Genomic DNA, 25608 nt, shown 5'->3' with positions numbered 1-25608 from the left:
TGATGGCTCCTTATTTGCCGCTGACGCTGTTGTGGATCATATCCAGCCAGCCCGGAATACCCAGCTGGAAGGATTGCAGCAGTTTCATGTCGAATCCGCGGAAGAAGCCGCTTAACGCAAACAGCAGCACGATGGCGAACATCATCACTTTAGTGACCTTATTCCAGCCGCTCTCTTCCACGCCTTTACCAATCAGAATACCGAGCACCAAACCTGGCACCGCGTTCCCCATAATCAACTGCGCCAGACCGCCAAAAATGGTGGCCCAGAAGCCTGATTTCTTACCGGCATCAATCGCCGCCAGCCAGAAGATCACCGGCATTACGGTGTTCACCAACAGATTCGCTGCCGGTACCAGCACTTTCACTGCCGTAACCTGCAGTGCCGCAGGAACCGCTGAGGCGGTGCTATTGAGGAAGGCCACCACGATCATGCCGATGATGCCGCAGGCAATCGCCATGCGTTTCGGGTTGTGCAACGTTTCCGCTACGTTGCGATTTTTCACCATCAAGGCGGCCGCGCCCCAGTTCGGCAGAATGCGGTGATCGACGTCCTGCGTGAAAGAACCTGCTGCGACGGATGATGCCCAGGCGTTAAAGAAGAAGCCGAGACCAAAGGAGAAGTGCGATGCCGGATCGCCTTCGCAGGAATTGAGTTCACCCAGGGTACGGAACGCGCCCATACCTTGGGTGGTTGGTGCGTGGAACATGCGCGCTGCGCCCGCTCCTACCCCAACGCCAACCAATCCGCCAATGATTAACGACTTAAACAAAATGATTAAAAACATGTTGTTGACCCTTTGTTGTCGTTTTTTTACCCAACACAGTGCGATGCCGGGCAGTTCTTTTAGGTCGCCGTAAATTCAACTTTCTCGGTGTCGATCACGGTGACGCTAACGGTAATTTCCAGCTCAACGCTGTAACTCCGTCGCTCGCGCGCGAGGAAAAAGAATAGAAACTTCTCCCTTCGCACGCTCTCCTGCGCGCGCAGCACCCGCACATCTATGGGTTCAATGCGCAACAGAATCTTTTGGCTGGTGCGCAGCACTTGCTGCTGCACCCTGCTCAGCGCATCGGCAAAGGCTTTTGCTTTACTCTCGCCTTTGCCCTGCACCTTTACCTGCATCTCGTATTGCTGTTTCATACTTAGCTGCCGTGTTTTTTATTCCAGGCCTGTACCAGCCGCTCACCCAGCTCTTCTTTATCCATAAAGCCGAAGCCCAGCACGGTGGCACCTTCGTTGATGGCGGTAACGCCTTCATCGATAGAGCGCATGCCGTGTTTGGCTTTGTAACCATATTTGTTCTGCGCGGTGATGGCGCCAGCGCCGCCGCTGCCGCAGAAGGAGATGCCGAAGTCGGCATTTTCCGCTTTCATCACGTCGCCCAGCTTCATGTCAGCAGCCACGCCCGGCACCACCACCGCACGGCCACCGGCTTTCTCGATGCCCGCTGCCACTTTCTGACCTTTACCCAGACGATCGCCAATCACTACAGTTACCATGTTCATTTCCTCGCAATTCATGCTTCGTTCGATTTCGCCACTTCGATATGGACGGATAACAGCCAGGCTTCTTCTTTTGGCAGATTGCCAAACAGATCAACGACCTGCTGCGCCAGCGCCATGGTTTCTGGCGAGATATCTTCAAACAATTCAGCTTCAACATCCGGCAACGCTTCGCCAGTAAGCGATCGCGATGCCATCGCCCGTACATGTGACGCCAACATCTGCTGCTGAACGGCATTGGCCTCAATATGGTGCGCGGCGTAAATCGCCGCTATTTGGCTCATCACCTTATCCGCCAGTGCCTGAATTGCCTCCGGCGTGCTCTGTTTCAGTGGGACAGCTTCACTCCTCACCTTGTTACTCCTGTTTACAGCGGACAATTACAGATAATTCTTGTTGTTAAGAAAGTTACGCGTTCCTCTTAAAGCTGTTGAGACGCTTCTTTTCCACCTGGAAGTGGAAATAGCGCGGGCGAGTGTGCGCCAGATCTCAGGACGCACGAAGTGTGCGAAATGGGTCACAAAATGCGAAAAATGATGGATTTATGCGGGATAAAACGGAGAGGCGACAGGAAACAATAAGGCCAGCCGCAGGGCTGGCCGGTTTATCAGCGGAATTTCTTATGGTTGGCGTTGCGAATATCTTCCAGTTTCTTCGCTTCGGTTTTGGCTTCGTCCAGTTTGTTGGCTTGCGCCAGCTGATCAACCACATCGATCTGTGCAATCAGTGAATCCAGACCGGCGTGAAAATCCTTAATCTGCGCGCTATCGGCCGGCTGCCCCTGCAGTTTTTCCGGCGTGGATTGCTTCGCATCCGTTGCCGCCTGACGCATCTTGCCCAGCGCGGTGTGCATTTCCTGCGCGTCAGAGGTTTTTTTCACCACGCTCAGACCATCCTTAAGCGTATCCATATCTTTTTCCAGATCGGCCGCAAATACGCTAGCCGAGGAGAACAACAGCGACAAAGACAACATTGCGATCAAATGCTTATTACGCATTGGTATTTCCTTTTATTATTGTCGGGCGAAAAAAAAGCAGCCTCATGGGCTGCTTTCAGAAAGCGATGACTCTTATTGTCCGGCGATTTTCATCTCCGGCAGCAGCACCGAACCGCATTGTATATTGCTGCGCGTTTCAATGTCGTTACCGACAGTTACCATATTGAGCCACATATCCTTGAGGTTTCCGGCGATTGTGATCTCGCTCACAGGATATTGAATCTCACCGTTTTCGACCCAAAAACCTGACGCACCGCGTGAATAGTCCCCGGTCATGCCGTTGATGCTGGAACCCATCATCTCGGTTACCACTAAACCGGTGCCCATCTGCTTCAACATGTCGTCAAAGCTGTGGCCCTGTCCGGCGATGCGCCAGTTGTGGATGCCGCCCGCATGGCCGGTGCTCTGCAAGCCCAGCTTACGCGCCGAGTAGCTGGTCAATAACCAGTTTTGCAACACGCCGTCTTTGATGATGTCTCGCGACTGGGTGCGCACGCCTTCGCTGTCGAACGGCGTGGAGGCCAGGCCTTTCAGCAGATGCGGATGTTCTTCAATCGTCAGCCACTCCGGCAGAATTTGCTTGCCGAGTGAATCCAGCAGGAAGGTGGATTTACGATAGACGCTGCTGCCGCTGATCATGCCAACCAGATGGCCAAACAGGCCGGTGGCGACTTCCGGCGCGAAGATAACAGGCGCTTTCATGGTGGAGAGCTTGCGCGGTGCCAAACGTGCCAGCACGCGACGCGCGCACTCTGCACCGACCCAATCCGCGCTTTTCAGATCGTCAAATGAACGGCCAATGGTGTACGCGTAATCGCGCTCCATATTGCCGTCCTGCTCCGCAATGACGCAGCTGGAGAGCGAATGGCGGCTCGAGCAATAGCTCTGCAACATGCCGTGGCTGTTACCGAAAACTTTAATGCCGACGTGGCTATTAAAACTGCCGCCTTCGGTATTGGTGATGCGCTTGTCGGCCTGCAATGAAGCCTGTTCCGCCTGCGCCGCCAGTTCGATCGCGCGATCGGCATCGATCTCCCATGGGTGGTAGAGATCGAGATCCGGCGCTTCAAATGCCAGCAGTTCGGGATCGGCAGGGGCGCCAAAAGGATCAACCGAGGTGTAACGCGCAATATCGATCGCCGCCTGCACCGTGCGTTTAATCGCATCCGGGCTAAGATCGGTTGATGAAGCGCTGCCTTTGCGGTTTTGATGGTAGACGGTGATGCCGAGCGCACCATCGCTGTTGAATTCGACGTTTTCCACTTCGCCATAGCGGGTGCTGACGCCGATGCCGGTGGTTTTCGTGACCGCCACTTCAGCGCCATCGGTGCTGGCTTTTGCCAATTCCAACGCCTGCGCGACAGCCTGTTCCAACACTTTACGTTGTTCTGCAACCTGAGTAGATACGTTCATCGACCTGCCGTCTAATCTTAAGTATGAATGAATTGAGTCTATCAGACTCAGAGAACAATTTCGCAGTCGCCCGATAAACTGGTAGGATTAGCCTCTTTTTTTTAGGGAGCCAAGAGATGACCAAGCAGCCCGAAGACTGGCTCGACGATGTGCCGGATAATAATGACGAAGAAGATGAAGAGATTATCTGGGTCAGCAAAAGCGAAATTAAACGCGATGCCGAAGAGCTGAAACGCCTTGGTGCCGAGTTAGTTGACCTGGGGAAAAACTCCCTCGACAAAATCCCCCTCGACGAACAGCTGCGCGACGCGATTGAACTGGCGCAGCGCATCAAGAAAGAAGGCCGTCGCCGTCAGCTGCAGCTGATTGGTAAGATGCTACGCGCACGTGATGAAGATCCGATTCGTCAGGCGCTGGATAAGCTGAAGAACCGTCACAACCAGCAGGTTGCGCTGTTCCACAAGCTTGAGATTTTGCGCGATCGTTTGATCGAGCAGGGTGATGACGCGGTAGCCGAAGTGTTTAACCTCTACCCGCACGCCGATCGCCAGCAGCTGCGCAGCATGATCCGTAACGCGCAGAAAGAGAAAGCCACCAATAAGCCACCAAAATCTGCACGCCAGATTTTCCAGTATTTGCGCGAGCTGGCAGAAGCGTAAGTTTTCAGCGGACATGAAAAAGGCCGGCATGAATGCCGACCTTACGATGTACCGTTGTAGGGTGGCCATTGATGGCCACCGCTAAATCAGCGCCCTAACCGCTCCAGCAGTTTCTGGTGAATGCCACCAAACCCGCCGTTACTCATTACCAGAATCGAATCGCCTGGCTGGGCTTTTTTCGCCACCATCTCGACCAGCGTATCAATATCCGCGCTCCACTGCGCCGGTTGGATGCACGCTTCCGCCACATCAGAAACCTGCCACGGAATATGGTGCGGCTGGAACAGGAACACTTCATCTGCGCGCCCTAAAGAAGGCGCCAGCTCATTCTTACTCACGCCCATTTTCATGGTGTTGGAACGCGGCTCCAGTACCGCCAGAATGCGCGCCGTGCCGCCCACTTTGCTGCGCAGCGCCGCCAGCGTGGCCAGAATCGCCGTAGGGTGATGAGCAAAATCGTCATACACTTTGATGGCATTCACTTCACCGCGCAGTTCAAGACGACGACGGGCATTAATGAAGCTGCTCAGCGCTTCACCGGCATCCACCGGTTTCACACCGACATGGCGGGCAGCTGCAATCGCCATCAGGCCATTATGCATGTTGTGTTCGCCAACCAGCGCCCAGTTCACTTCGCCCACTTTCTCGCCATCGAGCCAGATTTCCCAATGTGAGGAGTCAGGCGTGAGCTTTTTCGCCTGCCAGTGACCGTTATCACCCACGCTTTCCTGCTCACTCCAGCAGCCCATCGCCATCACCTGCTTGAGGTTGTTGTCGTGTTCCGGCAGCAGGATCTTGCCCTGGCCCGGCACGATGCGGATCAAGTGATGGAACTGCTTCTGGATCGCACGCAGATCGTCAAAGATATCGGCGTGATCGAATTCGAGGTTGTTGAGGATCAGCGTGCGCGGGCAGTAATGCACAAATTTGGAACGCTTGTCGAAGAACGCGCTGTCGTACTCATCCGCTTCGATGACGAAGAATGGACTTTTTCCTAATTTTGCCGAAACCTCAAAGTTTCCTGGCACACCACCGATGATGAAGCCTGGTTCAAGGCCGCAAGCCTCGAGAATCCACGCTGCCATGCCGGCTGTGGTGGTTTTACCGTGCGTTCCGGCAACGGCCAGCACCCAACGATCGCGCAGCACGAAATCGTGAAGCCACTGCGGTCCAGAGAGGTAAGGAATGTTACGTTCCAGTACCGCTTCCACACACGGATTACCGCGCGTCATTGCGTTGCCAATGATCACAAGATCCGGCTGCGGATTAAGCTGACTAACATCGTAACCTTCAGTTAATTCAATGCCTTGCTGTTCCAGTAACGTGCTCATCGGCGGATAGACATTGGCGTCTGAGCCGGTAACTTCATGTCCCAGCGCGCGAGCGAGCATCGCCAGGCCACCCATGAAAGTGCCACAAATCCCGAGGATGTGAATACGCATAAAGAGATCCATTACTCAAAAGTTCGGCGCACAGTGTAACGCCGAGTTGAGAGGGAAGAAACGGATTAGGACTATGGTTTTTAAAGTTCAATCGGCTAAACTGCGCTCATACGTTGGTAGCTTGTTACAGCTGCTGCCACTCCATCGTAGATTCAGGGAATGTGTTATGAAAACGTTAGGCGAATTCATCGTCGAGAAGCAACACGACTTTCCACACGCCACAGGTGAACTGACGGCGCTGATTTCTTCCATTAAGCTTGGCGCTAAAATTATCCACCGCGATATCAATAAAGCGGGTCTGGTGGATATTCTGGGTGCCAGCGGCGTGGAAAACGTGCAGGGTGAGCAGCAGATGAAGCTCGATCTGTTCGCTAACGAAAAGCTGAAAGCCGCTTTGAAAGCGCGTGGCGTGGTGGCCGGTATCGCCTCGGAAGAAGAAGATGAGTTTGTCATCTTTGAAGGTTCAGAGAATGGCAAATACGTGGTGTTGATGGATCCGCTGGATGGTTCTTCGAATATCGATGTTAACGTCTCCGTGGGTACCATTTTCTCCATCTATCACCGTATCAGCGAGCCTGGCACGCCGATTACCGAAGCCGATTTTATGCAGCCGGGCAACAAGCAGGTTGCGGCCGGTTACGTGGTGTACGGCTCCTCGACCATGATGGTGTATACCACTGGCGTGGGCGTGCATGCGTTTACTTACGATCCGTCACTCGGCGTGTTCTGCCTGAGCCACGAGCGCATGACCTTCCCAGAGAAGGGTTACACCTATTCGATTAACGAAGGTAACTACATTCGCTTCCCACAGGGCGTGAAGAAATACCTGAAGTTCTGTCAGGAAGAAGATATCGCCACCAAGCGTCCGTATACCTCGCGCTATATTGGTTCACTAGTGGCCGATTTCCATCGTAACCTGCTGAAAGGCGGCATCTATCTTTATCCAAGCACCGCCAGCCATCCGCAAGGCAAGCTGCGTCTGCTGTACGAATGCAACCCAATGGCCTTCCTCGCTGAGCAAGCGGGCGGTAAAGCCAGCGACGGTGCCAATCGCATCCTTGATATCCAGCCAGAAACGCTGCACCAGCGCTGCCCGTTCTTCTGCGGCAACGATGCGATGGTAGGCGACGTTGAACGCTTTATCCGTGAGTACCCGGACGACCATTCAGCGTAAGTTGCGAGCCTGATGCAATGAAGCCCGCCTCCGTGCGGGCTTTTTATTGCTGCGTATGAATGCGCCTCCTTACGAAGGCAGAGCAGCAACCACGCGGAAATGCGCCATCGAATCCTGCAACTGCTGCGACTGCGCTTCCAGCGATTGCGTAGCGGCGCTGGCTTCTTCCACCAGTGCGGCGTTTTGCTGGGCGGCTTCATCCATCTGCGTCACCGCCTGATTCACCTGCTCAATGCCGCGACTCTGCTCTTGCGAGGCGATGGAAATCTCTTTCATCAGCGAGGTCACGCGCATCACTTCGCTAGAGATTTCATCCATGGTTTCACCCGCGCGCGTAGCCATGTCGCTGCCCTCTTTTACGCGCGATTGCGATTCCGCGATCAGCTCACGAATCTCTTTGGCCGCAGTAGCGCTGCGACCCGCCAGCGTGCGCACTTCATTAGCGACCACGGCAAAACCGCGCCCTTGCTCACCAGCCCGTGCCGCTTCGACCGACGCGTTCAGGGCGAGGATGTTGGTCTGGAAGGCAATGCCATCAATCACGCTGAGGATGTCGCCAATACGGTTAGAGCTTTGCGTGATTTCCTGCATTTTCTCCATCACATAGCCCACCACTTCGGCACCGCGATCGGCGCTGTCGGATACATTGCTGGCAAGCTGATTGGCCTCTTTGGCATTGCTGGCGTTGAGGCGCACGGTGGCCGTCAGCTGCTCCATGCTGGCGGCGGTTTGCTCCAGCGAGGCGGCGGACTCTTCAGTACGCTGGGAAAGATGCACGGTGCCCGCCGCTAACTCGCGACTGCCCACGTCAATTTGCAAGCTGGCTTCACGCACCGAGCTCACCGAGCTGCTCAGGGCCTGCTGCATGTTGGCCAGCGCCTGATTAAGACGACCCAGCTCATTTTTCCCGGCTTCAGGCAGCGGCTGCGATAAATCGCCCGCGGCAATCTGCTCAAGATGCTGAATCGCACCATCGAGCGGCCGTAGCAGTGAACGACGCAACAGTTCCCAGGCCAATGCGATCAGCAGCAATGTCAGCGCCATCGCTACACCAATCATGATCTTCATCTGCGTTTCATTGCGCGCCGCCTGCGCCAGACGGGCAGCGGAGATGCCGTCGGCGTAGAGGCTAAAGTCATTGACGGCTTTGGCATAGTTGCCCGCTAGCATCGAAAGATTGCCCTCCAGCACCTGGTAATACTCATCGGTGTACTGTTTTTCCAGCGCATCCATCATCGGCATAATCGCGCCCTTGTGATACGCCGCAAACGTCGCCGCTACAGCATCGGCGAGGGTTTTTCCCTGCGCCGTCACCGTTCCCGCGTCAATAAAGGCGTTGAGATGGCGCTGAGAGCTTGCCACATCCGCCTGCGCCTGTTTGGTGACGCTGCTGCCTTCATCCAGTAAGCCAATTTCAATTTTGCGCACCGCCAATGCTGCGCTCGCGCGCGCGCGCATCAGATCGGCATTGCTTTGGTACAAACTGTTCAACTCAATCCCCTGAATACGATTAATGGTATCAAGTGATTGATTGCCAGAGTTAATAGCAGAAATGCCCATGGCGCTTACCACCAATAACAGTAGCGTCATAAAAGCCAGGAGCGTGAGTAATGCAGTACGAATTGATAGCTTTTTGATCATGATTGTCCCCGTTTGCACGAAAAGGCAGAAATCCGCTGGCCCTAAAACGGAGAGATTATCGGCAGTGTCGCTGTGAAACTTTATCCTTTGTTGATGGTCAATCTGCTCACTAACGCCTACGCTTCACTTTTGTTGAAGTCCGCTGCAGAAAATTAAGGAAGGAAATGATGAAAAAATGGCTCCCGGTCGCGTTGTTACTGGTGAGTGGTTTTGCCTCGGCGCAGCAGCAAAACCCCATCGATCAGCAGCTCGACCAGTGTATGAACAAGGAATCTACCACCCTCGGTATGTCGAAGTGCTACGACACTGCCAGTAAGGCGTGGGACAAAGAGATGAACGTGCAGTACACGCAAGCGATGAAAAAATTAACCGGCGACCCTAAAGACAAATTGCGCAGCGCCCAGCGCGCCTGGCTGGCGTATCGCGACAGCTGGCTTGATGCCAGCCGCAGTTATTTCCTGAGCAGCCAGGGCAGCATGGCAGCGCTATCGGTGGGTGCCCAAGGCGTGAGCCTGGTTCGGAATCAGGCGCTGATGTTGCAATCAATTAACAAAGGCAGTTGCGCCAACCCCGGCGATTGTTGATTAATGGAGGCGTTAAAATAACGCTGAGCGCTGGCCACTTGTCAGCGCGCCCATCACTCGTCAGGGAGAAACCATGGCTGCTTATGCCTCCACCATCATTCTTGTTTGCCTCGCCGTCCTCAGTTACTTCGTCCATAACAGCGCCGTTACCATTTCTATTCTGATTTTGCTGGCGATTAAGCTCACGCCGCTGTCGCAGTTCTTTCCCTATGTGGAAAAACAGGGCATTCAGATTGGCATTATTATCCTGACCGTTGCCGTGATGGCGCCGCTGGCTAGCGGTACGCTGCCGGCCTCTTCGCTGCTGAAATCGTTCGCGAATTGGCAATCGATTGTGGCCATTGTGGTGGGCATTTTTGTCGCCTGGCTGGGTGGCCGCGGCGTTAACTTTATGAGCGTGCAGCCGTCGGTAATTGGTGGATTGTTAATTGGCACCGTGATTGGCGTGGCCTTCTTCCGCGGCGTGCCGGTCGGACCACTGATTGCTGCCGGTATCGTCTCGCTGTTTGTCACCGCGAAGTAGCAGGTTGGAGCATTCTGAAACGCCAAAAAGGGGGCATACTTTCAGAGTCAGTTGGCTATAATAGCCGTCACTCAACATATGACTAATGAAGGAAAGCCAGATGAGTTTGAACCAGGTGCCTGCAGGTAAAGAGTTGCCAGAAGATATCTATGTTGTCATCGAGATCCCGGCTAACGCCGATCCGATCAAATATGAAGTCGACAAAGAGTCTGGTGCCCTGTTTGTAGACCGTTTCATGTCTACCGCCATGTTCTATCCGTGCAACTACGGTTACATCAACCACACGCTGTCTCTGGATGGTGACCCGGTTGACGTACTGGTGCCGACCCCGTATCCGCTGGTGCCGGGCTCAGTGATTCGCTGCCGCCCAGTTGGCGTGCTGAAAATGACCGACGAGTCTGGCGAAGATGCCAAGCTGGTTGCGGTTCCGCACACCAAGCTGAGCAAAGAGTACGATCACATCAAAGATGTGAACGACCTGCCAGAACTGCTGAAAGCCCAGATCACCCACTTCTTTGAGCACTACAAAGATCTGGAAAAAGGCAAATGGGTGAAGGTTGACGGCTGGGATAACGCGGAAGCGGCCAAAGCTGAAATCATCGCTTCGTACGAGCGCGCACAGAAGAAATAAGCAAGCCTGGTGCGCATGAATGCGCGCCCTGCTTTCCCTGTAAGGTCGTCATTCATGGTGACCGGTTTGCAGATAAAAAAACACCGTCCAATGGACGGTGTTTTTATTTATGCTTCTGTTTCGTCATCACGCCGTAGCCAGTCGCCGCTCGCGATGCGCGTACGCCCCGCGATTGAGCGTTGATAGACATACAGCCAGGCACTGCCGTAAGGCGTCTGGATGAGTTGGCGTTTGTATTCGCCATTTTTAGTGCGCAAGGCATCAAGCTCGCCGAGCGTGCTGACGTCGATGCGATAAACCTCGCAAGAGACGTTTCCTTCGCCTGCAACCACGCCCGGATAGTGACCCAGATTGTAGAGATCAAACCCAACAATCTGATGGTCACCTAACCATTGCGCATTCGTCATCCAATGACTGTTTCCCTGTTTGCGCCGTAAACTACCATAGACAATTATTCGCATTGCTAAAACTCAAACTGATAGAGCAAATCCAATGCCTGGTCGAGACCCGACACGGCTTCTAAATAGAGTTTGGGCATCAGGCGATAACGCAAGGTTAAAGTCGCCAGTGAATCAAATATGCCAACACCGTATTTTACTTGTAGACCTGGCAGCACATAACCACTGACCTGCACTTGCTGGCTGTCGCCCACGCCTGCGGTGTCAACTGCGAGGTTACTGACGCCGAATGTCTCGCCGATTTTACCCACAACCTGACCACTTTGTGCAACCCCCAAACCTACCAGCGCTGAAGTTAATGCATTACTGTCACCATCGCTGCCCAGTCCCTGACCGCGTAATAAGTAAGAAAGTGCTTCCTGCTGAGACATAGCCGGATCGGAGAACACTTCCACTTTCGGCTCATCCGCCAGCCCCGTCACGCGCAGGCCCGCTGTCACGTCATCCTCAGTGGCTTCCGGATTACGGATCGCTTCCAGGTTGACGTAAGGTTGATCCGGCGGCCCCGCAAATTGCAGCTCACCTTTACGCACCACCAGATCCTGACCATAGGCGTGGAAACGGCCGGATGGAATATTGATTTGCCCGTTCAGACCAAGGCCATTTTTATCCTGCACCAGCTTCAGATCGCCATTCAGCTTGGCTTTCAGGCCAAATGCTGAAAGGCGTACATCGTTGCCCACGTGGATAATCAGATTGCTGTTGATCGGAATAGCAGCCGTTTTTGGCTGAATCGGTTTGAGATTTTCATCCAGCATCACTTCATCCGAGGAGACGCCGGTGGCGCTTTCTGGCACTTCCTGCACGGTGATGCGCGCCCACGGAATATCCACTTTACCGTCCAGATTGAACGCGGCTGGCGTGGCTTCAAACACCAAATCTGGCGATACATCCATGCGCACCATCGGCGGGACGGTGACGCGTACGCGACTGCCCTGCGCCGCCACGCGGGCTCGCCAGTTATCCAACTGGCTCCAGTCAGCGTCACCGCTCAGATTGATATTGCCCTGCGCCGTCTGGATCAGGCCGTTGAGCGTTGAGCTCATACCGTTGAACACCATATTGAGGTTGGCAGCGGTGAGATCGACCGGCATAAAGCTGCCGTCGACATCCACATCCCTGAGCCCCAGCTGGCCAAACACCTGCGGCTGCTGCAGCGTACCGCCAAGGCGCAGATTGCTGTTCAGGTTGCCTTTGATCTTCTCACCTGACATCAGCGCGGGATTGAGCATCGCCAGCGAAATATTGCTGATGCCGATGTTGCCCGACAGCTGCCGGCGGTTCTGCGGATCGGCAATTTGTACGTTACCGCTTAGCTGCCCGTTATTAACGATATGGATCAGCCAATCCAGCTGCGCACGACCGTTACGCAGCGCCGCATTCAGATTCAGCGTATCGAAGGCGATGGGTAAGCTGTTGCCTTGAACATCCTGCTCCACCTTAACGCCATTACCTTTCAGCGAAACGGAACCGGTTGGCAACGCGCCGTCAGCCGTCCAGTTGACGCGCGCATCACCGCTGAACACCCCGTTCAGTTTGGTGGCATCAGTGAGGAACGGTTTGATCATCGCCAGATCGAAGCGATTAAGCACGACGTGTGCATGTCCACTGGCGCCTGCTTCAATCGGTTCCGGCACGCACAGCTGCGCATTAGGATTCTGCCAGCAGTGCGGCCCAATGGTCGCCGTCTGTTTACTGTTGAGGTAATCAATGGCCATTGCGCGCGTCAGGCGCCATTCGCCTACCGGCGTGTCAAAGCGGGTGTTGTTAAGATTGCCCTGCCAGCGCTCAGTTTTGCGATCGAAACTGCCGTTAAGCGCCAGCTGACCGGAAACCGGTTCGCCCTCAACATTGAGCTTCAGCTGATGCTGATGCTCATTACCATCGGCATTCAGCGTCAGCAGATTCACTTTCAATGCATCTTGCTGCAGCTGTTCCACGCGTAATTGCAGCTTCCCGGCCACCTGATCGCTGGATTTCACATCTCCCAGCAAGGCGATGCGCCGGATTTGCAGCTGCTGCCAGCGCAAGCCGGTTGCCGTGAGATCGGCCAGCAGCTGCGGTGCCTGCAGAGTGCCACGCGCTTTAAGGGTGCCTTTCGCTACGCCGCCAAGGCCAGGTAGCGCGTTGTTCAACTGCGGCGCATCAAGCGTGGCATCAAGGTTGAGGCTATCACCCAGCTCGCCCTTCACGTCCAGATGGTTACGTCCCAGCGCCAGATTCAGGCCGGGAATTTTCCACTGGTTGTAGCTGTTGCCGGTTAACGTGCCGTTGGCACTCAGCGCGTTCTGTTTCACGTTACCTTTCAGCGCTAGCTGCGGCACGCTGAGCTGCCAGCTTCCGCCGTACAGACTCCCGCGCGTGGCTATTTTGCCATCCAATTTCGCTGGCCAATCCGGATACTGTTTGGCGGTGTTAATACCTGACAGCGTCAGCTCGCTGCGCCAGCTGATGGCTTTACTCCAGTCCACCAGCGCGGTCAGATCGATATTGCCCTGCAGCGCCGCGACGCGCAGTTTATCGAGATTGAACTGCTGCTCGTTGCCTTTGCCGTCCAGTGCAATCGTCGCCGGTGGCACTCCTTCGCCTTTCACTGCGGTGCGCAGCGACATCACGTAGTCGGTGGCTTTGCCCTTGAACTGATAATCCAGATTATCGGCCTGATACTGCACCGGGCCGGTTAGCGGCCAGCGCAGCTGCGGACTGGTGAGATGCAACGCCAGCGGTAAACCGGCGACCGCAGGTTGGGCACTGGCATCAAGCTGCGCGCGCACCGGGCCAGAGAGATTGAGCCCCAGCTTCAGCTCCTCGCGCATTGCGCCACCGAGGTTCATTTTGATCTTCTCACCCTTAATGGGATCGAGATTGAGCGTGCCGTTCAGCGCAAAATTCACCGGCCAATTATCGGCAAGGGTGGCTTCACCGCTGGCGTTTACCTGCCCGTGCGGCGAATCAACATCGAAGGTTTCTAACTGCAAATGGCGATCGGCGGTTTTCGCTTTGAGCAACAAGCGTGTAATAGAGACATCGGTATCGCCGGTAATACGCAGCTGTTCACCCAGCAGCTCCTGTACGGTGATATCCAGCGGCAGCTGGAAGTCAGGCATTTCGGGCAGCAGCGGCTTAGCAAACATCTCCTGTAGCGTTTCACCGAGGGGTTTTTCCAGCGGCTGTGGCTGCTCCACTTTAGGCTGCACCACTTGCTCATCCACCACTTTGGCCGCTTTCGGTAGCGCAATCAGCAGGCTTTGGATATGGGTGGGCGTCAGCGTCAGCGCACGATCTTGCCACTGCAGGCCGGTGGTAAAATCAAGCAGGGAAATCGCGGTGTCATCGACCTTAACGTTGATGTTATGCAAACCCACTTTGCTTAGCGTAATGGGATAAGGCGTGCTGAGATTGGTGCTGCCGCTCTCCTCTTCCGGTGGCGGCGCGCTGGCGGGGGCCATTTTTTTGCTATCCACCACCACGCTAACATCCTGCAAGGCGATATCATTCACACACACAGAGGAGTGCAGCAAACAGTTGAGATTCAGCGCCAGATGGAAGCGCCCGGCATCCACGCTGACGCCTGGCATTTCATACTTCACACCGCTCAGCGTGAGATCGCGCCAGCCGCCGTCAACCTGTTTGATCGATAAGCCCGGCACCCAGCGATCGGCGCCTTTCAGCAGCAGATGCAAACCGGGCGTGGTGCCAACCAAAAACGCGATGCCGCCAAGCAGCAGCACTAAAAAAATAGCGATACCAATCAGGACCTTTTTCCATAGCTTCATAGTTCAGGCCCCAATCCTACGTAAAATTGCAATCCATGCTCCTTGTCATCGCCAATCGGCCGTGCGATATCAAACTTGATCGGCCCCACCGGAGAAGACCAGCGCACGCCGAAGCCCGCGCCGGTTTTAACGTTGCTCTGCTTAATGTCGTTAACGGCTTCACCGGAATCGACAAACACCGCGCCCCACCATTTTCCGGTCACGTTATATTGATATTCGAGCGAGCCGGTGGCCATTTTTGAGGCACCGGTCAGCTTGCCATTATCATCACGCGGCGAGATGTCTTTATATTTGTACCCACGAATACTGCGATCGCCACCGGCGAAGAAGCGCAGGTCCGGCGGCACTTTGTCGAAATTGTTGGTTTCAATCCAACCAAGATTGCCGCGCGCCACGAAGCGATGCTTGTCGGCGAGGGTACGAATCCAGACGTTTTGCGCTTGCAGGATCATGAAATCAACGTCCGATCCCCAGGTGGTATCCGATACATCCACCGAATAACGCTGTGAATCGCCCCACGTTGGCATCAACCCACCGCGCGAACGGGTGCGGTTCAGACTCACGCCCGGATAGAGCAGCATGGTGGTGTTGGTGACGCTGGCCTGAGTAAAGTGATCGAGGCTCCAGCGCAGGTTGATCGCCTTCTGCCAACCGCTGCTGCTGTCCCAGTTGCGCGACATCGCCAGCGTAGTGGTATCGGCTTTAGTGTCATTGAGATCGGTGCGCTTCACGCCACCGGAGAAGGTGTAATACTGCTCCAGCGGACTTTTCAGCAGCGGCACTTTATAGCTGAGATCGAGCTGCTGCTCAGGTCCGGAGACGTAGGCGCTGGCAGCCAGGCTGTGGCCGCTACTGTTAATCCACGGTTTTTTCCACGTGCCTTTCAGACGCGGACCGACGTCAGTGGAGTAACCCACGCCGGTTTCGATGGTATTTTCCACCCGTGGCGATACGGCGGCGCTGAGCGGCAGGACTTTGGTTTGACGGCCTTTATCAAACTCCGGTGCCACCACCACCGAGTTAAACCAGCCGGTGGCGGATAAACGGCGGTTGAGCTCAGCTAGATCCCGCGAACTGTAGTGATCGCCTTTTTTAAACGGCACCAGATTCTGCAAGTAGGCTTCGTTGATTTGCGAGCCCTCGAAGCTGACGTCACCAAAACGATAACGCGGACCGCTATCGTAATTGATGTCCCAGAACGCTTCGCGGCGCTCGACCGATACGCCAAGCTGGCTTTGCTTAAAGTCACCGTCAAAGTAACCGTTACGCAATGCCAGGCTGGAGAAACCATTTTTGAATTTGTCGTAGGCGCCGTGATTCAACTGCGTGCCGACTTTTGGTGTGCCCTGTTTAACCCAGGCTTGGTAGTCCTCGTCGGTTTTCGCCTCACCTTCTATCACGATGTTACTGCCACCAATCTTTACCGGTTCGCCAGGCGTAACGTGGGCAATCAACACCGGACGACCACCCTGCGGGGGCGCCGGGCGCGATTCGAAATCGATCTGCGGTTCGTAGTAACCTAGCGCGCGCAGGCCTTCTTTAATCGCCACTGAGACACGAGCCTGGAAACGGCCGTCGTTTGACACCTCGTCACTGCCAATGGTGGACAAGCGTGCCCTGACGTTCTTTTGCAAATCCCCGGTCAGGCCTTCCAACTGCAAGCGCACCTTGGCTGCCTCGACGACAGGTGCAGCAAGCAACAGGCTGGCCAAACAATAAATATGAAATCGTGGCACACGTACTCCTGTTAATAATGCCGGCCCCTATTCCGCAGGGGCGTTTATTCATTCGAAGGGTATCACCACCGCCGTGTACCCATCAGCATAGCCGCTCTTTTTACCCACAACGGCGACGACGCCAAATTGTGGGCTATTGTCGGTAAATGGGGGAAACGATACAACAGCCAGGCACGTCTTCCGCCTCTGGCACGCACGCACTCGGATTAATCCGAGCGCACAGTGCGCCCCTCTGGCGGCATGATAAGCGCTGCTGCTATAATCAGCGACCAGCAGGCTTCGCCTGCACTCTTTTCTGCCCCGACGTTAACCTTATCTTGTCGATATGGCGCAGACATTTTTGGCACGGATAGCCTGTTTGACTGGCGAGTACCGGATGTACGCCCACTCCCGCGCTGCCCAGGCCAAAAATGACAAGTGATTAACCCAACGGATCTCTTATGCTCGATAGCTTACTTGTCATTCTTTTACTGATTCTCATCAGTTCATTTTTTTCTCTTTCGGAGATCTCGCTGGCGGCTGCCCGCAAGATCAAGCTGAAGTTACTGGCTGACGAAGGCAATATCAACGCACAGCGCGTGCTGAAAATGCAGGAACAACCCGGCATGTTCTTCACCGTGGTGCAAATTGGCCTCAATGCCGTGGCTATCCTCGGCGGTATTGTCGGCGATGCGGCTTTCTCTCCTGCCTTCAATGGCCTGTTTAGCCGCTTTGTGGCCCCAGAACTCGCAGAACAACTCAGTTTTATCTGCTCTTTTACCATTGTAACCAGCCTGTTCATTCTGTTTGCTGATCTCACACCAAAACGCGTAGGGATGATTGCACCGGAAGCGGTGGCGCTGCGTATCATCAACCCAATGCGCTTCTGTTTAGTGGTGCTGCGCCCGTTGGTGTGGCTATTCAACGGTTTAGCCAACGTCTTCTTCCGCATGTTCAAATTGCCGATGGTGCGTAAAGACGATATTACCTCCGACGATATTTATGCAGTGGTAGAAGCGGGCGCCTTGGCCGGCGTGCTGCGTAAGCAGGAACATGAGCTGATTGAAAACGTTTTTGAACTGGAATCACGCACCGTGCCGTCATCAATGACCTCGCGCGAGAACGTGGTGTGGTTCGATTTACACGAAGATGAAACGACCCTCAAAACCAAAATCGCTCAGCATCCGCACTCCAAATTTATCGTGTGCGATGGCGATATTGACCATATCGTCGGCTATGTGGATTCGAAAGAACTGCTGCTGCGCGTACTGGGCAACCAGAGTTTGACGCTCAACAGCGGTGTGCAAATTCGCTCGGCGCTGATTGTGCCGGATACGCTGACGCTCTCTGAAGCGCTGGAAAGCTTCAAAACCGCCGGTGAAGACTTCGCGGTGATCATGAACGAATATGCGTTGGTGGTCGGTATCATCACGCTGAATGACGTGATGACCACGCTGATGGGCGATTTGGTCGGCCAAGGTCAGGAAGAACAGATTGTCGCGCGTGATGAGAACTCATGGCTGGTAGAAGGCGGTACGCCGATTGATGACGTCATGCGCGTGCTGGATATTGATGATTTTCCGCAGTCTGGCAATTACGAAACCATTGGCGGCTTCATGATGTACATGCTGCGCAAAATTCCTAAGCGTACCGATTTTGTGAAGTTTTCCGGCTACAAGTTTGAAGTGGTCGATATTGACAGTTACCGCATCGATCAGCTGTTGGTGACACGCATTGATGAACGTCCGCCGGTGCTGAATGTATCGAAGAATGCGGTGGATGAATCGGAGTCGTCGTAGAGTCGCCAGTTATCGCGACCAACACAACACCAACCGCAGAAATACTGAGGGCGCCATCGGCGCCCTTTATTTTGCTTACTTAGTTGTACTCGGCTTGCAGCCGCAGTACCTGGCGGTTGATCTCTGACATCACGCTAAGATGTTGTTTGTCTTTAACGCGAGGCAACATGACTTTGCCTTTATCAAACTCAAACGCGCCAACATCCTTGATATACAACCTTCCTCTAAATAGCGTTTTTACATATTTCGCGATTTGCAGCGGATTATAGCGCTGGAAGATCTTCATGCTGATTAACTCCTGAAAATTTTTTAATACGCTCCGTCGTTACCAAATTTGGCACGAACCCATGAAGCGCAAATGAAGCATAACTATAGAGCATCCTTCGTTGCCGATGTTCCGAAAAAGTGAATTATTTACTGAATTGACACATCATTACAGAATACTCTGTTATCAGCCTCACTAAACCCAGTATAAACCTTCACTCATTATGGAATTGTGGCATAGGTTGCAAACCTGTTAACTCATTGCGACAGACGCATTATCCACGCCTAATATTGCAGGAACATGAACAACTGGTCGGATCACCAAGGAGTTTGACAATGCGTTTGGGACATTCTGTATTAGCACTGGCTTTGCTGCTGCCTGCCCTGGCCTCGGCACATGCATTCAAAACGGGTGAACGCGTGCCTGCCGTGGGCATCAATGACCGGGGAGAGCTGCTTTATCAACAAGATAAGTTTAGCTACAAATCCTGGAATAGCGCGCAGCTGAGTGGAAAAGTACGCGTCATCTTACATATCGCTGGCCGTTCGTCCGCTAAAGAGCAGAATGCAGCGCTGATTGAAGCGATTAAAGCGGCACATCTGCCGCACGATCGTTATCAAACGACCACCATTGTAAATACCGACGATGCCATTCCTGGCACCGGCATGTTTGTACGCAGCAGTATTGAGAGCAATAAGCAGCAATATCCGTGGTCGCAATTTATTGTCGATAGCAACGGCAGCGCTCGGCAGGCCTGGCAATTAGAGAAAGGCGGCTCGGCGATTGTGATATTGGATAACACCGCGCATGTGCGCTATGCCAAAGATGGGCCGCTAACGCAGGATGAAGTGCAGCAGGCGATGAAGCTGATTCATGAGCTATTGCAGAAGTAAGGATTATCGGGGTCGCCATTCATGGCGTAATGTTCGTCAGTTAAGACATGGAAAACCTCATTACCGAGAGCACACATTGTAGCGGCGCAATTCATTGCGCGATGAATCGCGCCGCTACGGAAGGTGCGGTGATTGGAGACGGCGCTGAACCGATCGGCATTACGCCATTTATGGCGACCCTATCCAATCTTAAAACAGCGAGACGCGGAAACCGGGATTGAGAAACGACTCACGCGGCGTGTAGTCAAGCGTTTTGCCCTGCCAGTCATGTACATGCGCACCTGCAGCGATCGCCACGGCGTGTCCCGCACCGGTATCCCAGATATTTGTCGGTCCAAAGCGCGGATAAAGCTGCGCGGCGCCTTCTGCCACCAGGCAGAACTTCAACGATGAGCCGATGGAGGTAGTTTGATGCTCGCCCAGCTGATGCAGATATTCTTGTAGCTCGGTATCGCTATCAAAATGCGAACGGCTCACCACCACCAGTGGCGGACGCGCTTCACGCGCATGGATCTGCATCTGCTGGCCGTTCTCTTCTTTCCAGGCTTTACCTTCCGCAGCGGAATACATTACGCCCAGTACCGGCGCATACACTACGCCCAACACCGGCTTACCGTTTTCGATGAGCGCAATATTTACCGTAAACTCGCCGTTGCGTTTGATGAACTCTTTGGTGCCATCCAGCGGATCGACCAGCCAATATTTCTGCCAGTGCTGGCGCACTTCCCAGCCCGGCGGATCTTCTTCTGATAACACCGGAACATCTGGCGTAAGTGTGTTTAGCCCGCTAACAATGACCCGGTGCGCGGCAAGATCGGCCGCCGTAACCGGCGAATCATCCGACTTACGCGTGACATCCACCGGCTCTGCACCGTTATAAACCTGCATAATGGCATCACCCGCTTCACGCGCCAGCTGACAAATTTTATCTAACATTCTGCACCTCTTTTCCGCTGATTCTGCCTGTCAGACATCCACCGCCAACCTGTTCTTATTTTAGCAGTTGTCCTTCGACAGCCTGCGACTGCGCTGTCTGCTACGGCAATCTATATGATTATCAATATCATAGTTCATCAGCTGCGGCTATGGCAGGATGCTGAATGCGCGCTGAGCGCGGCGTATAGCAAGAAATAAGATGGAATTCCGAGCACCATCACAAATTGAAATGATAATTCGTCATCGTTTTACATTATTTTGAGAGGCCCATTGGACCGAACAAGGAGCAAGCGATGTTCAAAGCGAGCATGTCGTTATTGGCGCTGTGTATTTCTGCCGCTACGGTACAGGCTGCTACGGTGGATCTGCGCATTCTGGAAACCACCGATCTGCACAGCAATATGATGGATTTCGATTATTACAAAGATACGCCCACCGAGAAGTTTGGCCTGGTTCGTACCGCGACACTGATTCAGCAGGCGCGCGCTGAAGCGAAGAACAGCCTGCTGGTGGATAACGGCGATATCATTCAGGGAAGTCCGCTGGGTGATTACATGGCGGCGAAGGGGCTAAAACCGGGCGAAGTGCATCCCGTCTATAAGGCAATGAACACGCTGGATTATGTGGTTGGTAACCTTGGCAATCATGAATTCAACTATGGCTTACCGTATCTGCAAAAAGCGCTGGCTGGCGCACGCTTCCCTTACGTCAATGCCAACATTATCGATGAAAAGAGCGGGAAACCGCTGTTTACGCCCTATCTGATCAAAGAAACGACGGTCACGGACCGTGAAGGCAAGCCGCACACGCTGAAAATCGGTTACATCGGCTTCGTTCCACCGCAGATTATGGTGTGGGATCGCAACAATCTGCAGGGAAAAGTGCGGGTTGATGATATTACGGCAACAGCGAAGCGCTATGTGCCGGAAATGCGCGCAAAAGGTGCTGAAATTATCGTCGCTATTCCGCACTCCGGCTTAAGCAGCGAACCCTATCACGCCATGGCCGAAAACTCGGTTTACTACCTAAGCCAGGTTCCAGGCATCAACGCCATCATGTTCGGCCATGCGCATGCCGTGTTCCCGAGCAAAGAATTCGCCGCCATACAAGGCGCTGATATTGCACAAGGCACGCTGAACGGTGTTCCTGCCGTCATGCCCGGCATGTGGGGCGATCATCTTGGCGTGGTCGATTTAGTGCTGAATAATGACGGCGGCAAATGGCAGGTGGCGCAGGGCAAAGCCGAAGCGCGTCCGATTTATGACAGCACGGCGAAAAAATCGCTGGCCGCTGAAGATGCCAACTTAGTAAAAGTGCTGGAACAGGATCACCGTGCCACGCGCGAGTTTGTTGCCAAACCGATCGGCAAATCTGCCGACGTGATGTACAGCTACCTGTCGCTGGTACAGGACGATCCCACGGTGCAGATCGTCAATAACGCGCAGCGCGCTTACGTTGAGCACTTTATTCAGGGCGATCCCGATCTCGGCCGCTTGCCGGTGCTCTCCGCCGCGGCACCGTTTAAAGCCGGTGGTCGTAAGAACGATCCCGCCAGCTACGTAGAAGTGGAGAAAGGCAATCTTACCTTCCGTAATGCCGCCGATCTCTATCTCTACCCCAATACGCTGGTGGTGATGAAAGTCAGCGGGGCGCAGGTGAAAGAGTGGCTGGAGTGTTCCGCCGCGCAGTTCAATCAAATTGATCCGCATAGCAGCAAACCGCAATCGCTGATCAACTGGGATTTCCGCACCTATAACTTCGATGTGATCGATGGCGTGCAGTACCAAATCGATGTAACGCAACCGGCGCGTTACGACGCGGAATGCACGCTGAGCAACAAGCAGGCATCGCGTATTAAGGACCTCACCTGGCAAGGCAAGCCGATTGATCCCAATGCCACCTTCCTGGTCGCCACCAATAACTACCGCGCTTATGGCGGTAAGTTTGCCGGCACCGGCGATAAGTATGTCGCGTTTGCTTCACCGGATGAGAACCGCTCGGTGGTTGCCGCTTATATCAGCAGCGAGACCAAAGCGCACGGCGAAGTGAAACCGCAGGCGGATCACAACTGGCGCCTGGCACCGATTAGCAGCACCACGCCGCTGGATATCCGTTTTGAAACCGCACCCGGCGCGAAAGCCACGCAGTTTATTGAACAGCATGCCGATTACCCGATGAAAGCGGTAGGCAGCGATGAGATCGGTTTTGCGCTGTGGCAGGTGGATTTGCATAAGAAATAGTTGCTACAACCGGGTGGCCAGATGCGTTGCTGGCACCCGGCTCTGATGCAATATCGCCAAAATAATGATGCCTTTCCCGCCTGGCTGGTAGTAAACCATGTGGCTGACATAGGGAAAGCTCAGTACACCTTCAGCAACATCCAGCGCTCTGCTTTTTCCCAAATTCGGCATATCGGCAAGTGTGCGCAACGTTTCCTGCAAACGCTTGAGATAGCTTTTCGATTGCGCATCGCCCCACTTCTGCAGGGTAAACCGGCGAATATCGACGATATCCTGCCGCGCTTCATCCGTGAGCTGAAAAGTAGCCATTTAGTCCAGCAGTTGGTCGAAAAAGGTTTCACCATCGGTCAGTTGCCCGTTGGCAATGTCATTTCTGGCACGGGCAATTTTTTCCTGCACAAATTGCTGCTTCATGGCCTCTATCGCCTGATACTCCTCCGCGGAAATCACGACTGCTACCGGCTTTCCGTTACGGCTAATCTGGACCGGTTCACGCTGCGCTTTCAGTAGCATATCGCCAAATTGGGTTTTGGCTTCATTGGCAGAAAGTAAATACATACCGCACCTTTCGTGTGAATCGTTCGATTCGCACATTATAAGCGCTGATCATTTTAAAACCAGCGCGAACTACAGATATAAAAAAACCGGCATGATGACATGCCGGCTTTAGAGAAGCGGGTTAGCGGCTTACAGAATTTCCAGCAGCTCCACTTCAAACACCAGGGTGCTGAATGGCGGGATGGATGCGCCAGCACCGCGCTCGCCGTACGCGAGGTTGTGTGGAATCGCCAGTTCCCATTTGGAGCCAACCGGCATCAGGGTCAGCGCTTCAATCCAGCCCGCGATAACGCCGCTTACCGGGAATTCCGCCGGCTCGCCGCGCGCCACTGAGCTATCAAACACGGTGCCATCGATCAGTTTGCCGGTGTAATGCACACGGACACGATCCTGACGTGAAGGGATCGGGCCATCGCCTTGGGTGATCACACTGAACTGCAGACCGGTTTCGGTGCTGCTCACGCCTTCGCGCTGCGCGTTCTGCTCGAGGAATTTCTGACCGTCTGCCGCCATGGCTTCTACGCGCTCACGACGCACGCCTTCTGCGCGTTCGTGCACTTCACGCAGCGCGCGATGTACCACGTCAACCGGGACGGCAGGTGAGTTCCCTTCCAGCGCGTCGCGCAGGCCGGCGAGCAGTGCTTCTGGCTGCAGACCCTGCAGTCCAGACTCTTGCAACTGCTGGCCTACCTGTAAACCGATACCGTAACTTGCTTGTGATTCGACGCTGTCGAATGAAGGGGTCGTCATCTTGATTCCTTAATCCCGGAGAAAAATAGAACCGGCAGCATACCAGCGCGGGCGGCTGGCGTAAAATCTCGCGCGCCGCAGATGACATTTTCCAGCGAAAGAGAAACAATACACCGGTCAAATTTTTCAATGCTGCCAGGCACTTCCCGTCCGCATTGCCCATACTATAGCTGTGGCGAGGTTTTCACCTGCCACCGTCGGAACAAGAGAGAATACATGGGCCAGATCGCCCCACGACGTCGCAGGACGCGCGCACCGCGTACTTTATTACCTTGGTTGCAACGTTGGCTGCCGCGCATTCCGCGTAAAGCAGCCAGCGAGGAGGATTCACGAATGGCTTCCGATCACCCTTCCCGCGTTCCCGCCGCATTACAGCGCGCTTGGCATCTGTTGGATGATGTGCGCTGGATGGACCCACTGCCCGCTTTGCATCGTCGCGGCATTGTGATTGCGCTGCTGGTGCTGCTGCTGGCGTTTCTCTGGCCGAGCAGCACGCCGCAGTATCCGGTGGAGCGTCCAGCGGATAACACCGGCAAAGAAGTGCCAATGCAGGCGGAGATTTACAATAACAATAATCAGCAGCAGAACACCTCGCCCAAAACCGATTCGCAGGGCGAATGGCGCACTTACAGCGTGGCATCAGGTCAGACGCTGGCGCAGCTGTTCCGCGACAATAATCTGCCGGTGAATGATGTGTTTGCCATGGCGCGAGTGGAAGGTGATGGACAACCGCTGAGTGCGCTGCAGAACGGTCAGCAGGTGAAAATCCGTCAGAACGCACAAGGCGTGGTGACCGGTTTAACGGTAGATGGCAGTAACGGTCCGGTGCTGTTTACACGCCAGCCGGATGGCAGCTTTATCCGCGCCCAGTAAAGCATAAAAACAAAAACGCCGGCACAAGGCCGGCGTTTTCGCATTACCGAGTAAAATTACTCAGCAACTACATTCACAACCAGTTTAGCGAAGACTTCGCTATGAACCTGGAAGTCAACTTCGTGCTCACCGGTGGTGCGCAGAACGCCGTTCGGCAGACGAACTTCGCTCTTAGACACTTCAACGCCAGCGGCAGTAACTGCACCAGCGATGTCGCGCGTACCGATGGAACCGAACAGTTTGCCGTCGTCGCCAGCTTTAGACGCGATGGTTACGTTGCCCAGTGCGTTGATTTTCTCTGCACGTGCGTTAGCAGCAGCCAGAACGTCAGCCAGTTTGGCTTCCAGTTCAGCGCGACGCGCTTCGAAGAACTCAACGTTTTTCTTGGTAGCAGGAACAGCTTTACCCTGTGGAACCAGGAAGTTACGAGCATAGCCCGCTTTAACGCTAACCTGATCACCCAGGCTGCCCAGGTTTGCTACTTTATCAAGCAGAATAACTTGCATTACCTTATCCTCTTAAAGTCGTTAATGGACAACTACCGATTACTGATGACGATCAGTGTACGGAAGCAGGGACAGGTAGCGAGCGCGCTTGATGCAACGAGCGAGCTGGCGCTGGTATTTTGCACGAGTACCGGTAATACGGCTCGGGACAATTTTACCGCTTTCGGTAATGTAGTTTTTCAGTGTAGCGATATCTTTGTAATCAATCTCTACAACGCCTTCCGCGGTGAAACGGCAGAACTTGCGACGACGGAAATAACGTGCCATTTG

27 protein-coding genes are annotated in these 25608 nt (G+C 54.2%); 9 read left to right on the top strand and 18 right to left on the bottom strand.

What is annotated here, in order from left to right:
* Positions 1 to 10: 10 nt before the first annotated feature.
* The 6 genes from CRO19_RS11500 to pmbA form a co-directional block, all read right to left on the bottom strand.
* Positions 11 to 787 carry a DUF4311 domain-containing protein gene (locus CRO19_RS11500; protein WP_007892190.1) on the bottom strand — a complete coding sequence of 259 codons (777 nt, stop codon included), beginning with the start codon at positions 785 to 787 and terminating at the stop codon, positions 11 to 13.
* Between the two features lie 59 nt (positions 788 to 846).
* Complete coding sequence (locus tag CRO19_RS11495; RefSeq protein WP_097095915.1) at positions 847 to 1143, bottom strand: DUF4312 family protein; 297 nt, start codon at positions 1141 to 1143, stop codon at positions 847 to 849.
* A gap of 2 nt (positions 1144 to 1145) precedes the next feature.
* A complete protein-coding gene (locus CRO19_RS11490; protein WP_009087404.1) occupies positions 1146 to 1502 on the bottom strand; it encodes an SFCGS family glycine-rich protein in 357 nt (118 codons plus the stop codon).
* Positions 1503 to 1519: 17 nt separating this feature from the next.
* The gene (locus CRO19_RS11485) at positions 1520 to 1858 is read right to left on the bottom strand and encodes a glycine dehydrogenase (RefSeq protein WP_097095914.1); all 339 of its coding nucleotides are present in this window, start codon (positions 1856 to 1858) and stop codon (positions 1520 to 1522) included.
* Between the two features lie 254 nt (positions 1859 to 2112).
* Positions 2113 to 2502, bottom strand: a complete 390-nt coding sequence (gene cybC, locus CRO19_RS11480; protein ID WP_097095913.1) for a cytochrome b562 — start codon at positions 2500 to 2502, stop codon at positions 2113 to 2115.
* Positions 2503 to 2574: 72 nt separating this feature from the next.
* Positions 2575 to 3915: a metalloprotease PmbA gene (gene pmbA / locus CRO19_RS11475; RefSeq protein ID WP_008103558.1), complete on the bottom strand. Its 1341-nt coding sequence runs from the start codon at positions 3913 to 3915 to the stop codon at positions 2575 to 2577.
* A gap of 116 nt (positions 3916 to 4031) precedes the next feature.
* Between pmbA and yjgA the strand changes: the two genes are divergently transcribed.
* Positions 4032 to 4574 carry a ribosome biogenesis factor YjgA gene (yjgA, locus tag CRO19_RS11470; protein ID WP_097095912.1) on the top strand — a complete coding sequence of 181 codons (543 nt, stop codon included), beginning with the start codon at positions 4032 to 4034 and terminating at the stop codon, positions 4572 to 4574.
* A gap of 86 nt (positions 4575 to 4660) precedes the next feature.
* Here yjgA and mpl read toward each other — a convergent pair whose 3' ends face one another.
* Positions 4661 to 6016: a UDP-N-acetylmuramate:L-alanyl-gamma-D-glutamyl-meso-diaminopimelate ligase gene (gene mpl, locus CRO19_RS11465; protein ID WP_097095911.1), complete on the bottom strand. Its 1356-nt coding sequence runs from the start codon at positions 6014 to 6016 to the stop codon at positions 4661 to 4663.
* Positions 6017 to 6182: 166 nt separating this feature from the next.
* Between mpl and fbp the strand changes: the two genes are divergently transcribed.
* Positions 6183 to 7190: a class 1 fructose-bisphosphatase gene (gene fbp, locus CRO19_RS11460; protein ID WP_097095910.1), complete on the top strand. Its 1008-nt coding sequence runs from the start codon at positions 6183 to 6185 to the stop codon at positions 7188 to 7190.
* 69 nt (positions 7191 to 7259) lie between these two features.
* Here the strand turns inward: fbp and CRO19_RS11455 are convergent, their stop codons facing one another.
* Positions 7260 to 8828 carry a methyl-accepting chemotaxis protein gene (locus CRO19_RS11455; protein WP_097097643.1) on the bottom strand — a complete coding sequence of 523 codons (1569 nt, stop codon included), beginning with the start codon at positions 8826 to 8828 and terminating at the stop codon, positions 7260 to 7262.
* A 170-nt stretch (positions 8829 to 8998) separates the two neighbouring features.
* Here CRO19_RS11455 and CRO19_RS11450 point away from each other — a divergent pair, with 170 nt between their 5' ends.
* From CRO19_RS11450 to ppa, 3 genes are all read left to right on the top strand, one after another.
* Entirely contained in the window at positions 8999 to 9415 is a 417-nt protein-coding gene (locus CRO19_RS11450; RefSeq protein WP_097095909.1) for a lysozyme inhibitor LprI family protein, read from the top strand.
* Between the two features lie 73 nt (positions 9416 to 9488).
* The gene (locus CRO19_RS11445; protein ID WP_007892168.1) at positions 9489 to 9938 is read left to right on the top strand and encodes a DUF441 domain-containing protein; all 450 of its coding nucleotides are present in this window, start codon (positions 9489 to 9491) and stop codon (positions 9936 to 9938) included.
* Between the two features lie 100 nt (positions 9939 to 10038).
* A complete protein-coding gene (gene ppa, locus CRO19_RS11440; protein WP_007892166.1) occupies positions 10039 to 10569 on the top strand; it encodes an inorganic diphosphatase in 531 nt (176 codons plus the stop codon).
* A 107-nt stretch (positions 10570 to 10676) separates the two neighbouring features.
* Here the strand turns inward: ppa and CRO19_RS11435 are convergent, their stop codons facing one another.
* From CRO19_RS11435 to tamA, 3 genes are read right to left on the bottom strand one after another with little or no spacing between them, the layout of a single operon-like run.
* The gene (locus CRO19_RS11435; protein ID WP_097095908.1) at positions 10677 to 11030 is read right to left on the bottom strand and encodes a gamma-glutamylcyclotransferase family protein; all 354 of its coding nucleotides are present in this window, start codon (positions 11028 to 11030) and stop codon (positions 10677 to 10679) included.
* A 2-nt stretch (positions 11031 to 11032) separates the two neighbouring features.
* Positions 11033 to 14803 carry an autotransporter assembly complex protein TamB gene (gene tamB, locus CRO19_RS11430; RefSeq protein WP_097095907.1) on the bottom strand — a complete coding sequence of 1257 codons (3771 nt, stop codon included), beginning with the start codon at positions 14801 to 14803 and terminating at the stop codon, positions 11033 to 11035.
* Positions 14800 to 16539: an autotransporter assembly complex protein TamA gene (gene tamA / locus CRO19_RS11425; protein WP_097095906.1), complete on the bottom strand. Its 1740-nt coding sequence runs from the start codon at positions 16537 to 16539 to the stop codon at positions 14800 to 14802. Before tamA ends, tamB begins: the two co-directional genes overlap by 4 nt.
* 440 nt (positions 16540 to 16979) lie before the next feature.
* Here tamA and paeA point away from each other — a divergent pair, with 440 nt between their 5' ends.
* A complete protein-coding gene (gene paeA / locus CRO19_RS11420) occupies positions 16980 to 18317 on the top strand; it encodes a polyamine export protein PaeA (RefSeq protein ID WP_097095905.1) in 1338 nt (445 codons plus the stop codon).
* A 79-nt stretch (positions 18318 to 18396) separates the two neighbouring features.
* Here paeA and CRO19_RS11415 read toward each other — a convergent pair whose 3' ends face one another.
* Entirely contained in the window at positions 18397 to 18603 is a 207-nt protein-coding gene (locus CRO19_RS11415; RefSeq protein ID WP_007892150.1) for a DUF1107 domain-containing protein, read from the bottom strand.
* A 314-nt stretch (positions 18604 to 18917) separates the two neighbouring features.
* Between CRO19_RS11415 and CRO19_RS11410 the strand changes: the two genes are divergently transcribed.
* Entirely contained in the window at positions 18918 to 19475 is a 558-nt protein-coding gene (locus CRO19_RS11410) for a YtfJ family protein (RefSeq protein WP_097095904.1), read from the top strand.
* 189 nt (positions 19476 to 19664) lie between these two features.
* Here the strand turns inward: CRO19_RS11410 and cysQ are convergent, their stop codons facing one another.
* Entirely contained in the window at positions 19665 to 20411 is a 747-nt protein-coding gene (gene cysQ / locus CRO19_RS11405) for a 3'(2'),5'-bisphosphate nucleotidase CysQ (RefSeq protein WP_097095903.1), read from the bottom strand.
* Positions 20412 to 20704: 293 nt separating this feature from the next.
* Between cysQ and CRO19_RS11400 the strand changes: the two genes are divergently transcribed.
* Positions 20705 to 22651, top strand: a complete 1947-nt coding sequence (locus CRO19_RS11400; protein WP_097095902.1) for a bifunctional 2',3'-cyclic-nucleotide 2'-phosphodiesterase/3'-nucleotidase — start codon at positions 20705 to 20707, stop codon at positions 22649 to 22651.
* 3 nt (positions 22652 to 22654) lie between these two features.
* Here CRO19_RS11400 and CRO19_RS11395 read toward each other — a convergent pair whose 3' ends face one another.
* From CRO19_RS11395 to bamJ, 3 genes are all read right to left on the bottom strand, one after another.
* Positions 22655 to 22960, bottom strand: coding sequence for a type II toxin-antitoxin system RelE/ParE family toxin (locus tag CRO19_RS11395; protein WP_097095901.1), 306 nt, complete (start codon positions 22958 to 22960; stop codon positions 22655 to 22657).
* Positions 22961 to 23209, bottom strand: a complete 249-nt coding sequence (locus tag CRO19_RS11390) for a type II toxin-antitoxin system Phd/YefM family antitoxin (protein ID WP_097095900.1) — start codon at positions 23207 to 23209, stop codon at positions 22961 to 22963. It lies immediately after the preceding gene.
* A gap of 129 nt (positions 23210 to 23338) precedes the next feature.
* Positions 23339 to 23959 carry a BamJ family beta-barrel-assembly machinery protein gene (gene bamJ, locus CRO19_RS11385; RefSeq protein ID WP_097095899.1) on the bottom strand — a complete coding sequence of 207 codons (621 nt, stop codon included), beginning with the start codon at positions 23957 to 23959 and terminating at the stop codon, positions 23339 to 23341.
* Positions 23960 to 24175: 216 nt separating this feature from the next.
* Here bamJ and CRO19_RS11380 point away from each other — a divergent pair, with 216 nt between their 5' ends.
* The gene (locus CRO19_RS11380; RefSeq protein ID WP_176519147.1) at positions 24176 to 24832 is read left to right on the top strand and encodes a LysM-like peptidoglycan-binding domain-containing protein; all 657 of its coding nucleotides are present in this window, start codon (positions 24176 to 24178) and stop codon (positions 24830 to 24832) included.
* Between the two features lie 56 nt (positions 24833 to 24888).
* Here the strand turns inward: CRO19_RS11380 and rplI are convergent, their stop codons facing one another.
* Together rplI and rpsR are read right to left on the bottom strand one after the other, a co-directional pair.
* Positions 24889 to 25338, bottom strand: coding sequence for a 50S ribosomal protein L9 (gene rplI, locus CRO19_RS11375; RefSeq protein WP_097095898.1), 450 nt, complete (start codon positions 25336 to 25338; stop codon positions 24889 to 24891).
* Positions 25339 to 25377: 39 nt separating this feature from the next.
* Complete coding sequence (gene rpsR / locus CRO19_RS11370; protein ID WP_002210155.1) at positions 25378 to 25605, bottom strand: 30S ribosomal protein S18; 228 nt, start codon at positions 25603 to 25605, stop codon at positions 25378 to 25380.
* Positions 25606 to 25608 lie beyond the last annotated feature (3 nt).

The organism is Candidatus Pantoea floridensis, assembly GCF_900215435.1.
Lineage (GTDB): Bacteria > Pseudomonadota > Gammaproteobacteria > Enterobacterales > Enterobacteriaceae > Pantoea > Pantoea floridensis.
This window is presented reverse-complemented; position numbering and strand designations above follow the sequence as displayed.